The sequence below is a fragment of the Micrococcus sp. CH7 genome (assembly GCF_001595485.1).
In the GTDB taxonomy this organism is placed as follows: Bacteria; Actinomycetota; Actinomycetes; order Actinomycetales; family Micrococcaceae; genus Micrococcus; species Micrococcus luteus.
This window is the reverse complement of record NZ_LOSQ01000029.1, coordinates 98,624-112,269: the sequence shown is the minus strand read 5'-3', so window position 1 is coordinate 112,269 and position 13,646 is coordinate 98,624. Positions and strand designations below refer to the sequence as shown.

Annotated in this window: 12 protein-coding genes and 1 pseudogene; 9 read left to right on the top strand and 4 right to left on the bottom strand. The window is 73.8% G+C overall.

What is annotated here, in order from left to right; all coding sequences use genetic code 11:
- Positions 1-6: 6 nt before the first annotated feature.
- Complete coding sequence (locus tag AUV08_RS08540) at positions 7-1,083, bottom strand: ABC transporter substrate-binding protein (protein ID WP_036314491.1); 1,077 nt, start codon at positions 1,081-1,083, stop codon at positions 7-9.
- Positions 1,084-1,285: 202 nt separating this feature from the next.
- Here AUV08_RS08540 and AUV08_RS08535 point away from each other — a divergent pair, with 202 nt between their 5' ends.
- From AUV08_RS08535 to AUV08_RS08520, 4 genes are all read left to right on the top strand, one after another.
- Entirely contained in the window at positions 1,286-2,029 is a 744-nt protein-coding gene (locus AUV08_RS08535; protein WP_036314489.1) for a ubiquinone/menaquinone biosynthesis methyltransferase, read from the top strand.
- Positions 2,030-2,363: 334 nt separating this feature from the next.
- The gene (locus tag AUV08_RS08530) at positions 2,364-3,092 is read left to right on the top strand and encodes a response regulator transcription factor (RefSeq protein WP_036314541.1); all 729 of its coding nucleotides are present in this window, start codon (positions 2,364-2,366) and stop codon (positions 3,090-3,092) included.
- Between the two features lie 94 nt (positions 3,093-3,186).
- A complete protein-coding gene (locus tag AUV08_RS08525; protein WP_223247485.1) occupies positions 3,187-4,764 on the top strand; it encodes a HAMP domain-containing sensor histidine kinase in 1,578 nt (525 codons plus the stop codon).
- Between the two features lie 140 nt (positions 4,765-4,904).
- Complete coding sequence (locus tag AUV08_RS08520) at positions 4,905-5,330, top strand: WGxxGxxG family protein (RefSeq protein ID WP_061866758.1); 426 nt, start codon at positions 4,905-4,907, stop codon at positions 5,328-5,330.
- 93 nt (positions 5,331-5,423) lie between these two features.
- On the opposite strand, the gene AUV08_RS08515 is transcribed toward AUV08_RS08520, so the two are convergent.
- Positions 5,424-6,347, bottom strand: a complete 924-nt coding sequence (locus tag AUV08_RS08515) for an ArgP/LysG family DNA-binding transcriptional regulator (RefSeq protein ID WP_084776531.1) — start codon at positions 6,345-6,347, stop codon at positions 5,424-5,426.
- A gap of 69 nt (positions 6,348-6,416) precedes the next feature.
- On the opposite strand from AUV08_RS08515, the gene AUV08_RS08510 reads away from it, so the two are divergent.
- The 5 genes from AUV08_RS08510 (at position 6,417) to AUV08_RS08490 (ending at position 11,967) form a co-directional block, all read left to right on the top strand.
- Positions 6,417-7,247: a LysE/ArgO family amino acid transporter gene (locus AUV08_RS08510; RefSeq protein ID WP_231862037.1), complete on the top strand. Its 831-nt coding sequence runs from the start codon at positions 6,417-6,419 to the stop codon at positions 7,245-7,247.
- A 25-nt stretch (positions 7,248-7,272) separates the two neighbouring features.
- Positions 7,273-7,743 (top strand): NUDIX domain-containing protein, encoded by a 471-nt coding sequence (locus tag AUV08_RS08505; RefSeq protein WP_061866760.1) that lies wholly within the window; start codon positions 7,273-7,275, stop codon positions 7,741-7,743.
- Between the two features lie 58 nt (positions 7,744-7,801).
- Positions 7,802-9,664, top strand: coding sequence for an ABC transporter ATP-binding protein (locus AUV08_RS08500; protein ID WP_061873187.1), 1,863 nt, complete (start codon positions 7,802-7,804; stop codon positions 9,662-9,664).
- A 178-nt stretch (positions 9,665-9,842) separates the two neighbouring features.
- Positions 9,843-10,838, top strand: coding sequence for a hypothetical protein (locus AUV08_RS08495; RefSeq protein WP_061866762.1), 996 nt, complete (start codon positions 9,843-9,845; stop codon positions 10,836-10,838).
- Positions 10,839-10,956: 118 nt separating this feature from the next.
- Positions 10,957-11,967: a bile acid:sodium symporter family protein gene (locus tag AUV08_RS08490; RefSeq protein ID WP_049158216.1), complete on the top strand. Its 1,011-nt coding sequence runs from the start codon at positions 10,957-10,959 to the stop codon at positions 11,965-11,967.
- 89 nt (positions 11,968-12,056) lie between these two features.
- Here AUV08_RS08490 and AUV08_RS12360 read toward each other — a convergent pair whose 3' ends face one another.
- A complete protein-coding gene (locus tag AUV08_RS12360) occupies positions 12,057-12,917 on the bottom strand; it encodes a VOC family protein (protein WP_061866763.1) in 861 nt (286 codons plus the stop codon).
- A 119-nt stretch (positions 12,918-13,036) separates the two neighbouring features.
- Positions 13,037-13,516: pseudogene (locus AUV08_RS08480) on the bottom strand (ABC transporter ATP-binding protein); the annotation flags it as partial.
- Between the last annotated feature and the right edge of the window lie 130 nt (positions 13,517-13,646).

The window sequence follows — 13,646 nt, the reverse complement described above, 5'->3', positions numbered from 1 at the left end:
GAGGGATCAGCCCTGCGCGGTCTTCGCGGCCTCGGCGATCGGCGGGACGACCTTCTCGAGCGCGAACGGGATGGACAGCGGGGAGATCGCGGAGACGGAGAGGACCTCCTGCTCGTCCGTCTGCAGGACGAGGGCGCCGGCCTTCACGGCCGGGATCGAGCCCAGCAGGGGGTCGGACTCGATGGCCTCGCGGACCGAGTCCTGGGCGGCCCAGGAGACGAACACGTCCGACTCCAGCTCGTCCGCGCGCTCGGGCGACCACGTGAAGAAGAACGCCTGGTCCTCCGGGGAGTTCTCCGTCACCACCGGCGCCTGCTCCATGCCGAGCAGCTCGAGGAACTTCGGGCGGTTGTCCACGTCCGTGTAGATGCTGATCTGGTCCGCGGCGGCGGGGTCGATGGTGCCGTAGACGAAGGACGCGCCCTGGAGGCCCGCGTGCTTCTCGCCGGCGTCCTTGATCTGCTGCTCGAGGTCCGCGATGAGCTCCTCCGCCTCCTGCTCCTTGCCGAGCACGCGGCCGATGACCTCCGTGGACTGCTGCCACGAGGTGCCGTAGGCGGGGACGTCCTTCGGGTAGGCCACTGTGGGGGCGATCTTCGAGAGGCGGTCGTAGTCCTCCTGCGTGATGCCGGAGTAGACGGCGAGGATGACGTCCGGCTTCACGGCGGCGATCGCCTCGGCGTCGATGCCGGAGGCCTCGGACCACTGCACGGGCTTCTGGGCGCCCTCGGTCTCGGCGAGCTTCGCGTCGAACCAGTCGGTGGACTTCTCCGCGTTCCCGCCGAACTCCACGGCGGCCACGCCCACCGGCACCACCCCGAGGGCGAGGGCCACGTCCTGGTTCACCCAGGACACGGTGGCCACGCGGGCCGGGCGCTGCGGGATCTCGGTGGTGCCGTAGACGTGCTCGATGCTGCGCGGGAACGCGGCGTCCCCGCCCGCGGCGTCTGACGACGACGCACCGGCCGACGAGGACGAGGCCGAGCCTCCGGCCGGGCCGGTGGAGCACGCGGCGAGCAGGAGGGTGAGCCCGACTCCCCCGCTGGCGAGGAGGGAGCGGCGGGACAGGGGGGACGGTGCCATGGTGGTGGCCTTTCACGGTCGCGACGCGCGGGCGCCGGGCGGAGGGGGTCGGGTCTGCGGTCGGAGGATGCGTCGGCCCTGCCGGGCCGGTATTAGCAAACACCGACGTGAGGTAACTCTGGAAGATTAGGGCAACCTAACTCCCCTGTGCAATCCCGGTGAGGGGCGTCGTCGGGGGAGGTGGGCGGGATACGGTGGCCTGGTGAGCCAGAACCCCCTCCCCGCCCCGCGCGGCGACGCGCAGCGCGGCGCCGCCGACCACCACGACCGGGTCTCCGCGATGTTCGACGCCATCGCCGGCCGCTACGACCTGATGAACGCCGTCATGACATGGGGTCAGGAGCCGCGCCTGGTGCGCCGCACGGTGGCGCGGGCCAACATCCCCGCGCAGGCCCGCGTGCTCGACCTGGCCACCGGCACCGGGGACCTCGCGTTCGAGGTGCTCAAGCAGCACCCCGACGCGCAGGTGGTGGGCGCCGACATCGCCGCCGAGATGATGGAGGTCGGCCGTGCCCGCGCGGGCGGGGACCGCATCGAGTGGGTCGTCGCGGACGCCACGGACCTGCCGTTCGAGGCCGGCTCGTTCGACGCCGTGACCCACGGCTACCTGCTGCGCAACGTCGCGGACATCCCGGCGACCCTCGCCGAGCAGTTCCGTGTGCTGCGCCCGGGCGGCTGGGTCGCGGCCCTCGAGACGTCGCCGGCGCCGGACAACGTGCTCAAGCCCTTCTCCTCCTTCTACATCCACCGGGTGATGCCACAGCTGGCGAAGCTGATCGCCGACCGGCCGGAGGCCTACGCGTACCTGTCCTCCTCGACGAAGGCGTTCCACACGCCGGACGAGGTCGCGGACCTCTTCGCCGAGGCCGGCTTCGTGAACATCGGGCACGAGACCCACATGTTCGGCACCCTGGCCACGCACTGGGCCATGAAGCCGGTCGACTGACGCGGGCCACGCGGCGCGGCGTCAGCACAGGGCGGCCCCGGTGGCGCCGCCGGATGCGTCAGGGCTGTGACGAGTCACGCTGATGTCCGCAATCCGAGAAGACTCTGGGCCGACCCGGCTGATCCGCGTAGCATGGGGCTCCGTCGAGGGGGGATCCGCGCACCCCCCGGCCTCCGGTCGCCGCCCGTCCGCCATCCCCCGGAACGGCGTCGCCCCTCCGTCGCGAGGCGCTCGTCCCCCGCAGCCCGCGACGTCCGCGTGGGCACCGTGAACCGTCTCTTGAACGTAGAGGAACCTTGTGAGCCCCATCCAGAGCACCACCGGCCCGTCATCCATGGCGGAGCTGAAGAAGGTCCTGCCCGAGCTCTCGCACCCGGACGGCGCGCCGGTGCGGGTGCTCGTCGTGGACGACGAGCCGATGATCGCCGACCTGCTCTCCATGGGCTTCACCCTCTGCGGCTGGGAGGTGATCGTGGCCCACGACGGCGCGACCGCCGCCGAGCTGGGCACCGCCGGCCGTCCGGACCTGGCGATCCTGGACGTCATGCTGCCGGACATGGACGGCCTGGACGTCCTGGATCGCCTGCGCGCCCACTGGTCGGAGATGCCCGCCATGTTCCTCACCGCCAAGGACGCGACCGAGGACCGCGTGGCGGGCCTGGCCGCCGGCAGCGACGACTACGTGACCAAGCCCTTCTCCATGGAGGAGGTGCTCATCCGCGCGCACCGGCTCGTGCAGCGCTCCGGCGTGGTCTCGGGCGGCTCCGAGGTGCTCGTGGTCGGCGACCTGGTGATGAACACCCGCACCCACGAGGTGACCCGCGGCGGCGACGAGATCGAGCTGACGGCCACGCAGTACAACCTGCTGAAGTTCCTCATGGCCAACGTCCGCACGGTGCTCTCCAAGGAGCGCATCCTGCAGGACGTCTGGGGCTACGACTTCGGCGGCCGCGCGAACATCGTCGAGCTGTACATCTCCTACCTGCGGAAGAAGATCGACGCGGACCGGGATCCCATGATCCACACCATCCGCGGCGCCGGGTATGTCATCCGGCCTGCCTGAGACCGCCGCGGTCCCGTCGGGGCACGGCAGCACCCGCCGCAGGCGGCCCACGTCGCTGGCCCGACGCATCGGCGCCGGCGTCCTTCTGATCCTGATGGCCACCATCCTGGCCTACTCGTTCTACGCGGCCGGCATCACGAAGGCCCTGCTGACCGAATCCGCCTCCCGGGACGCCTCCGAAGCATGGATCCGCGCCTCGGAGCAGCTGACGGCCCCCTCGCCGGGCGGAGGGGGCGACGGCGGCCCGGGGCAGGGGGACCTCCGCGTGCCGGGCACCCTCGGCCAGCCCGAGGGCACGGTGGTCGCGCTCGTCCCGCTCTCCGGTCTGGAGGAGCATCAGCAGGACGCCCTCATCGGGCACCGGGTCGGTGACGCCGGGGAGTCCGTGCCGCTCACGGCGCGGGAGGCCCACGACCTTCTGCACGCCCTCCGGGACCGGCCGGGCGGGCCGATGCTGGACGCCGTCGTCGGCGACGTCTCCTATCGCGTCCAGGCCCAGACCCTGACCGCGCCGGGCCCCTGGGTGGCCGCGGACCAGGTGCTCGTGGTGGGGGCGCCGACGGGCGCCATGTCCGACGTCACACGGCAGGCGCTGCTCGCGGTCGCCGTCGGACTGTCCGTCACCGTCCTCACCACCGCGATCCTGGTGACCCTGTGGCTGCGTCGGGGACTGGCCCCGCTGCGCGAGGTCGCCGCCGTCGCCGAGCGGGTCGCCCAGGTGGACATGGCCCGCGCCGGGCTCGATCCGGAGGACTCACGCATGCCGCCTCGGCTCCTGCAGGGGCCGGACGAGGTGGCCGTCGTCGCCCAGGCGCTCGAACGGTTCACCGGCTCGGTCGAGGCGGCCCTGGAGCAGCGCCGCGTGCAGGAGCAGCAGATGCGCCGGTTCATGGCGGACGCCTCCCACGAGCTGCGCACGCCGCTCGCCTCGGTGCGCGGCTACGCCGAGATGATCGCGATGACGGAGGAGCTCTCCGCGGCCGGCCGGCGGTCGCTCGACCGGGTGCTGTTCCAGGCCGACCGGATGGCCGCCCTCGTGGACGACATGCTCCTGCTCGAACGGCTCGAGTCCGTCTCGCGCGGCCGGGCCATGGGCCTGGAGCCCTCCGAGGAGGTGGCGCTGGCCGAACGGGTGGATCTGTCCGAGGTGGTCCTCGAGGGGGTGATGGACGCCCGCGCGGCGTGGCCGGACCACACGTGGGTGGTGGACCTGCCCGAGGGGGTGGAGCCGGGCACCCAGCGGTCCGTCACCGGTGACCGGTCGCAGCTGGCCCGCGTGGTCGGCAACCTGCTCTCCAACGCGGCCAAGCACACCCCCGTCGGGACCACCGTCACGGCCTCCGTGCGGCAGGACCAGCCCCGGCCCGGCTTCATGCTCGTCAGCGTCCACGACGACGGCGGCGGCATCCCGGCCGACCGACACGCCACCCTCTTCCACCGCTTCGTCCGCGGCCCCGGGAAGGGCCGGACGGGCCCCCCGGGCACGGAGCCGTCCACGGGTCTGGGTCTGGCCATCGTGCGCTCGATCGCGCGCAGCCACGGCGGGGACGTGACCGTGGCGTCCGAGGGCGGGTGGACGCGTTTCGACGTCGTCGTGCCCTGCACCCCGGGGCGCGCCGGGCCGGGGGCTGCGGGCTCCTGCTGCGGCTCCGCCCGGGCCGGCCGGCCCTGACCCCGGGACGGCAACCGTTGACGTATCCCCACCCCCCTATGCGTACGGTGCCTGTGTATGACCGACAGGGTCGTCCGGGACTTCCGGCCGATCCACCCCGACGCCGGTCGGCGCAGGCCGCCGGTGAGAGGAGCACGATCATGACTGACATCCGCCGCACCGCCACCGCCCTGACCCTCGGCGCCGCCGTCGTCACCGGCCTCGGTGCCCCCGCCGCCGTCGCGCAGACCACGGCCCCGGCCACCGAGACCGCCACCACGGCACCGGCCTCCGAGTCGCCCGCCCCCCAGGAGGAGGAGAAGGACGACAACGGCAACTGGGGCCTGTGGGGCCTGGCCGGCCTGCTGGGCCTCGCGGGCCTGGCCGGTCGCCGCAAGCGTGAGGTGCACGCCGAGCCCGTGCGCCGCGACCACCACGTGGCCGGCGCGCACCGTGACCACGACGTGCACCGCGTGGACGACCGCGCCGGCGACGTGCGCACCGAGGGCGCGGACGCCCGCCGTCGCGAGGCCGACGGCACCCTGGGCGACGCCACCCGCCGCCCGGGCACCGGCGACGCCCGCTGACCCGACCCCGGCCGCCCCGAGCGGCCCGTGACCGCGACCCCCGCCCCTCCGGCGGGGGTCGCGGTGTGTCCGGGAGAGTCTCGAATGCGCCCGTCAGTCCGCGGTGTCCCCCGCCGAGGGCGCGGCGCGCAGCACCGCGTCCGTGAGGCGGTCCAGAGCCGCGGTCCCGGCCGTCCAGCGCTGCCAGTGCAGGTGCACGTCGGCCGCGCCGAGGGCCGGGATCGGCTCGAGGTCGGGGTGCCGGCCCTCGAGCACGCCCGGCGGGATCTGCACCGAGGGGAGCATGCCCCAGCCCAGCCCGAGCTCCACCGCCCGCAGATACGCGTGCACGGACGGCACGAGGTGGGTCGGCGGGTCGGCCACGGGCCGGCCGCGGGTGACGCGGCGCAGCACCGTGTGCTGCAGGCCGTCACGGGGGCCGTAGTCCACGATCGGCAGCGAGCCGAAGTCCACCCGGCCCCGCGCGTCGCGGTGCAGCTCCAGCAGGAAGGACGCGCACACCGCGTGATAGCGCATCGTGCCCAGCGGGGTGGAGGTGCACCCGGCCACGGGCGTGGGGTCGTCCGTCACGGCGGCCACGACCGCGCCGTCCCGCAGCAGGACGGCGGTGTGCTCCTGATCCTCGGACTGCATCTGCAGGACGACGTCGTCCCACGTCGCCGCCTCGCGCAGCACGGGCTCCCACCACGTGTCGAGGGAGTCCGCGTTGAGGGCCACGCGCAGCGGCACGCGGCCTCCGTCGCCGCGGCCGAGCGCGGCGAGCGCCTCGTCCTCGAGTGCGAGGGTCTGCCGGGCGAGACGGAGCAGGCGCTCTCCGGCCGCGGTCGGCCGGACGGGGACGGTGCGGGCCAGGAGCACCTGGCCCACCTGCCGCTCGAGGGCCTTGATCCGCTGCGAGAAGGCCGAGCCGGAGATCCGCAGGGAGTCCGCGGCGGCGTCGAAGGTGCCGTGGTCGACGGCCGCGACGAGGGCGCGCAGGTGGTCGGAGTTCATGCGGTCCAGGGTAGGGGTGGTCATGAAGGATGTCTTCAGATCTTGAAGAAGATCGCGATGGCACGGACGTGGGACGGCTCCTATCCTCGCTCGGTGACCATCTTCGCCACCGGATTCCTGACCTACCTCGCCCTCATCGTCGCCATCGGCGCGCAGACCCTGTTCCTGCTGCGCCAGATCGTCCGACGCGACCGCGTGTGGACCGTCCTGACCGTGTGCTTCGTGGCCGATGTGGCGCTGCTCGTGCTCGGCGCCGGCGGCGTGGGCGTGGTGGCCGAACGCTGGCCGTGGCTCGTGCCCGCGCTGACCGTGGCCGGCGTGGTCTACCTCCTCGCGTTCGCCGTGGGCGCGCTGCGCTCCGCCTGGCGCGGGGACCGGACCCTCACCACCGCGGCCGCGGACGTCGAGGGGACCGGGCACGGCCCTGACCGCATCGACCTCGCGGTCCTCACCGGCGAGCTGCCGCTGATCGACCCGGCGACCGGCCGCCTGGCCGATCGCGAGCCGGCCGGGGCCGGCGTCGGCCGTCACGACGACGGCGCGCCCGGCTTCGGCGCCCCCTCGGGCGGCGGGTCGGTGGCGGTGCGGCAGCGCGTGCAGCCGCGCCGCGTGGCGCTGGACCGCCCGCAGACGCCGCTGCCGCGGATCATCCTGCTGGCGCTGTCCGTCTCCCTGGTGAACCCGCACGCCATCCTCGACACCGTGGTGATGATGGGCACCTTCGCGCAGACGTTCGGGGCGGCGAAGTGGGTGTACGTGGGCGGCGCGGTGGCGGCCTCGCTCGTCTGGTTCACCGCGCTCGGCTGGGGCGGCACCAAGCTCGCCCCGTCCATGGACTCGGCGCGGACGTGGCGGATCGTGGACGCCGTGGTGGGCGTGCTCATGCTGGGAATCGCCGTGAAGGTGGGGCTCACGCTCCTCTGAGCCGCCCGGGGAGGATGATGGGGGCATGAGTCCTTCCCCCTCCGACTCCGCCCGCACGCCGACCGTCGCGGGCGGGGAGGTCATCCGCGTCTCCGCCGTCGTGCTGGCCCGCCCGGACCGCCGCGTGCTGACCGTCCGCAAGGCCGGCACCGCCATGTTCATGTTCCCCGGCGGCAAGCACCTGCCCGGCGAGGCCGCCGTGGACACCGCCGTCCGCGAGGTGGCCGAGGAGACCGGGTTGCGCCTGCGCCCGGACGAGCTGACCCGCCTCGGTGCGTGGGACACCGCCGCGGCCAACGAGCCCGGTGCCGCCCTGCACTCGGAGGTGTTCGCGCTGTGGCGGCCCGTCGCCCGGCACGAGGTCCCCGAGCCGACGGACGAGATCGTCGAGCTGCACTGGATGGACCCCGCCGCCCCGGCCGCACCGGGCGGGCACGGCGTGGCCCCGCTGCTGCACCCCGTGCTGGCCGCCGTCGCCGCCACGCCCCCGTTCTGACGTCCTGGCGGGCCGGCCGGCCCGCGCTGATGTCCGCCCCGGCCACTAGCCTGGCCCGGTGACGTCGCTGCTCCGCATCCTGCGCCTTGCGCCCCAGCTCCACCGCCTCTACCTCGGCATCGCCGTCAGCTCCGTGCTGGCCGCGGTGCTGGCCCTGGCCACCCCGTTCCTGATCGGTGCGGCCACGGACCGGATCGTCGCCGCCGTCGCGGGGGAGACCGACGTGGCCGAGGCCGTCACCGCGGTGACCTGGCTGGCGGTCGCGTTCCTCGCCGTCGAGGTGGCGACCACCCTGGTGGTGAGCGTCGGCGGCTACTGGGGCGACGTGATGGCCGCACGCATGCGCACCATCCTCTCCACGCGGTACTTCGAGCAGCTGCTGCACCTGCCCCAGCGGTACTTCGACACCGCGATCACCGGGCGGGTCGTCAACCGGTTGAACCGCACCATCAACGAGCTCACCCAGTTCCTGCAGTTCTTCGCGAACAACGCGTTCACCATGCTCATCACCACCGCCGCGGTGCTCGTGATCACCGCGTTCTACTGGTGGCCGCTGGCGATCCTGCTGGCCGTCGTCTTCCCCGTGTACATGTGGCTCACCGCCCGCACCTCCGCGAAGTGGCAGGTGTGGGAGGGGGAGAAGAACACGGAGGTGGACATCGCCTCGGGGCGGTTCGCCGAGGTGGTCTCTCAGATGTCCGTGGTGCGGGCCTACAACCGGCAGGACCACGAGCTCACCGGGTTCCGCGACCGGTTCCTGCGGACCGTGGGGATCACCCGGCAGCAGTCCCGGTTCTGGCACGGCATGGACGCCGGGCGGCGGCTCGCCCTGAACGTGGCCTTCGGCGCGATGTACCTGATCGTGTTCGTCCGCACCGCGCAGGGCCTGTTCTCCGTGGGCGACATGGTGATCCTCCTGCAGCTGATGAACATGGCCCGGCAGCCGATCTTCTCCATGAGCTTCCTCGTGGACTCCGCCCAGCGGGCCGTCGCCGGGTCGAAGGACTACTTCGAGGTGCTCGCCGAGGAGCGCGAGCGGGCCGGCGGGGCGGCGCTCGCGGTGGCGGGTGCGGAGGCGCCGCGCACGCCGGCGGAGCCGCGGGCCGACGTCGTGCCGGGTGCGCCGGGCGTCCCCGCGGACGTGCCGGCCGTGCGCTTCGACGAGGTCTCCTTCGCCTACGACGCCGACGCCTCCCGCCCCGTGCTGGACCGCGTGTCCTTCGACATCCCGCGGGGTGCCAGGGTGGCGCTCGTGGGCGAGTCGGGCGGCGGGAAGTCGACCATCGCGCACCTGCTGCTGGGTCTGTACCCGGTGACGAGCGGACGCATCGAGGTGTTCGGACAGGATGTCGCCGGGCTGGACCTGGCCGCGCTGCGCGGGCGGATCGCCACCGTGTTCCAGGAGCCGAGCCTGTTCTCCGGGACGGTGCGCGAGAACATCGCCTACGCGGACGCCGGCGCCTCCAACGAACGCGTCCGGGCCGCCGCCAAGGCCGCGTACGCGCACCGGTTCGTGGAGGCGTTCGACGACGGCTACGAACAGGTGATCGGCGAGCGCGGGCTGCGGCTGTCCGGCGGGCAGAGGCAGCGGATCGCGGTGGCGCGGGCCGTGCTCAAGGACGCACCGATCCTCGTGCTGGACGAGGCCACCTCCGCACTGGACACGAAGTCCGAACGGCTCGTGCAGGCGGCCCTCGAGGACCTGATGGTGGGGCGGTCGAGCCTGATCGTGGCGCACCGGCTGAGCACGATCGCGTCCGTCGACCGGATCGTCACGCTGCGCGGCGGGCAGGTGCAGGAGATCGGGACCCCGGCCGAGCTGGCCGAGTCAGGCGGGATCTACGCGCAGCTGCTCGAGCTGCAGAGGGCCGGCACCCAGGAGGCCCGGAAGATGCTGAAGGAGTACGGGCTGAGCGGATGATCCCGGAATCTTCTGCGGATCCGACCCTTCCGAGCGCTGCGCGGCGGCCCAGAAGGGTCAGATGTGCAACGGATTCCCAGCGCGCGGCAGGACGTCCACGACGACGTCGGCCCGACGCCTCCGCAGGGCCTGTGGACAACCGGGCCCGCCGACGTCGGGAGCGAGCAGGATCGGGGCCATGCGCGTGCCCGGACCCTTCCCCGCCCACCTCCAGGACGCCCCGTTCACGCGGGCGCAGGCGCTGGCCGCCGGGGTGTCCGGGTCGCGGCTGCGCAGCCGGGACGTCGAACGCGTCGCGCACGGCCACTACCGCTGGATCGGCCCCGTCACGGGGGCGACGCCGCCCGCGCGTCCCCGCGCCACCGAGATGTCCCGGCTGCAGGACCTGGCGGCGATGCGTCCCGACGTCGTGGTGACCGGAGAGTCCGTGGCCCGGCTGCTGGGCTGGCCCCTCCCGGACGACGTGAAGGCCCGGGTGCGTCCCACCGTCCTGCGGTCCCGCACCCGCCGGGTGCTGCGAGAGCCCGGCGTACGCACCCGGCTCGTGGACCTGGACCGCGTCCTCGTGCGGCGGGACCGGCTGCACGGGCTGCGGTGGACCTCGCACGCCGACACCTGGTTCCACCTGGCCACCGTCCTGGACCGGGACGCGCTCGTGGCGGTCGGAGATCGCCTGGCACGGGAGGACGAGCGGCGGGGGAAGGTCGCGCTGGCCACCCGCCGCGAGCTCGACGCCGCGCTCGAGCGGCACACGGGAGAGGCCGGGATCGTGCGGGCGCGAGAGGCGCTGGCACTCGTGCGCACCGGGTCCGACTCCCCGGCCGAGACCGAGCTGCGCCTGGCGCTGATGGCCGCGGGGCTGCCTGAGCCGGACCTGCAGATCGAGCTCTGGGACCCCGACTACTCGCTGTGGCACCCCGCGAGCGCGGACCTCGGCTACCGGCGGTGGCGGATCGCGATCCACTACGAGGGCAAGACCCACGACGGCGCCGCGCAGGTCGGCAAGGACACCCGCCGGGACGCGGTGTTCCTGCGTCAGGGCTGGCTCACCATCCGGGTGGCGGGGACGGACCGGTGGCGGGGATTCGTCGAGACGGTGGCGCTGGTGCGGGCCGCGATCGCGGAGCGTGGCGGTCTCGACGCCGGTGGCGCGGAGGATCGTCTGCGGACCTGACCCTTCTGGGGCAGGAGCGGACGTCCAGAAGGGTCAGGGGCGCAGAAGATTCCGCAAGGGCGACGACGGCGCCGCGTCACGCGACGACGCACCGCGGTCGCGCTCCTACCATGACGGGATGACCGCACCGGATCCCGCCCCCACCGACGCCCGCCGCGCGGAAGACCGCTCCGCGCGCATCGCCGTCACCGTCTTCCCGCTGCTGGTGCTCGCCGCCGCGCTCGTGGGCTTCCTCGCCCCGACCGCCGCGAAGACGCTGCTGCCCCAGGTGAACCTGTTCCTCGGGATCATCATGTTCGGCATGGGCCTGACGCTGACCCTTCCGGACTTCGGCCTCGTCGCCCGTCGGCCGCTGCCCGTGCTGCTGGGCGTGGTGGCGCAGTACGCGATCATGCCGCTGCTGGGGCTCGGCGTCGCCGTCGTGCTCCAGCTGCCGCCCGAGCTCGCGGCGGGCGTGATCCTCGTGGGCTCGGCCCCGGGCGGCACCTCCTCGAACGTGGTCAGCTACCTCGCCCGCGCCGACACAGCCCTCTCCGTGGCCATGACCTCCGTGTCCACGCTCCTGGCTCCGCTGCTCACGCCGCTGCTCACCCTGTGGCTGGCCGGCCAGTACATGGCCGTCGACGGCGGCGCCATGGCGAAGTCCATCGTGAACATCGTGCTCCTGCCGGTCCTGGGCGGACTCGTCGTGCGCCTGCTGCTGCGCCGCGTCGTCGACCGCGTGCTGCCCGCCCTGCCGTGGGTCTCGGTGGTGTTCATCGCGCTGGTGGTGGCCGCCGTCGTCGGGAACAGCGCCTCGCGCGTGCTGTCGGCGGGCCTGCTGGTGTTCGCTGCGGTGGTGCTGCACAACGGGCTCGGCTACCTGCTCGGCTACGGCGCGGCGAAGCTGTTCCGGCTGCCCACGCCCGTGGCGCGCACGGTCTCGATCGAGGTCGGCATGCAGAACTCGGGCCTCGCCGCGGGCCTCGCGGCGCAGTACATCTCGCCGGCGGCGGCCCTGCCGGGCGCCGTGTTCTCGATCTGGCACAACCTCTCCGGGGCCGTGCTCGCCATGGCCTACCGCCGCTCCGACGGCCGCAGGGCCGCGGGCGTCCCCGGCTCGGCCCCGGCGAATCGTCTGCGGAACTGACCCTTCTGAGGCGGGACCGGACGTCCGGAAGGGTCAGTTCCGCAGACGATTCCGAACGGTCGACGGTCGTCGGCCGACGACGGCGGCCGTCAGCCCTCGGCCGGCGGCTCGTTGATCTGGAACGTGGCCCCGGCGGGGTCCTGCACGGTGGTGACGCGGCCGAACGGGGAGGCCTGGGGACCGTCCAGGACCGTGCCGCCGTGCTCGCGGATCACCTCGAGCGCGCGGTCCGTGTCCGCCACGGCGATGTACATGCGCCAGTACCCCACGGCGTTCGGCGGCAGCCAGGCCCGCGCGTCGCACAGGCCCGCGGTCGCGCGGTCGAACGGGTGGTTCGTCGCGTAGCGGGGGCCGTCGTGGACCGCGTCCTCGGCGTCGGCCGCGGTCTGCGTGTCCTCCGGGGCGTCGTCGTCCCCCATCAGGGTGGGCTGCCAGCCGGCCACGGCGCGGTAGAACTCGGCGGACTCGTCGAAGCGGGTGGTCATGAGCTCGAACCACACGGAGGTGCCGGGGGTGAGCGGCAGATCGTGGCCGGAGAAGGTGCCGGACTGCCAGAAGCCCACGACCTCGTGGCCCGGGCCCTCGGCCACGGCCATCACGCCGAGGTCGCCGACGGGCATCGCGTCCACGAGCACGGCGCCGCCGTTCTCCCGCACGGCGGTGAGGGTGGCGTCCATGTCCTGTGTGCGCAGGTACACGGTCCACGCGGCGGGCGGGGCGTCCTCGCCGGTCATCTGCGAGAGCTGGTCGGCGTCCATGGCGCCGCCCACGGAGGCGCCGTCCTTGGTGATCATGCGGTAGTGGCCGAACTCCTCGCCGGAGTCGGTGAAGGACCAGCCGAAGAGGGCCTCGTAGAAGGCCTGCTGGCGGGCGAAGTCGGGGGCGGTGTAGTCGATCCAGGCGGGGGAGCCGGCGGGGGCGGCAGGGGCAGCGAGGAGGGTCTCGCTCATGCGGCTCAGCGTAGGGCGCGCCCGGGACCCCGTCACGAGGTCTCGGGCGCGTCGCCGGGGCCGCGGACCGGCGCCGAGCTGTGGGGCGCGGCTCGCACGCACCGCGCCCCGCCTGCTCACACCTCGGTGGAGGTGGCGGTGTCCAGGTTGCCGGTGGGCTCGTCCCCGAACACGACGCCCGGTCGGGTGAGCAGGGCGCGGGCGACGGCGACGCGCTGCTGCTGACCGCCCGAGAGCTCGTGCGGGCGGTGGCGCAGGCGGGTCAGGGCGGTGTCGTCCAGTCCTGTGATCTCCGTGCCGCCGATCCTCACGGAGCCCGAGGTCCGCGCGTCCAGCCCGGCCAGGCAGTGCAGGAGCGTCGACTTGCCCGACCCCGAGGGCCCCATGATCGCGGTGAACGCGCCCGAGGCGAAGTCCACGTCCACCCCGCGCAGGGCGTGCACCTGCGCGTCACCGCGCCCGTAGGCGCGGGTGAGGCCGCGGGCGCAGACGGCGGGCGCCGTCGTCGTGGTGGCGGACGACGACGGCGTGCCCGGCCCCGGCGCGACGGGGCCGGGGGTCGTGGGGGAGAAGGGGTGTGCGGGGGAAGAGGTGTCCATGGCGGCCACTCTCCCGCGCGGACCCGGCGGGGCGGATCGGAGGAGGGGACCACCTCCGCGGGCGGCGGGTCATGCCCGGGGATGAGGCGGGCCGGCGAGGCGTGGACCCGAGGGCGTCAGGTCCCCGCCG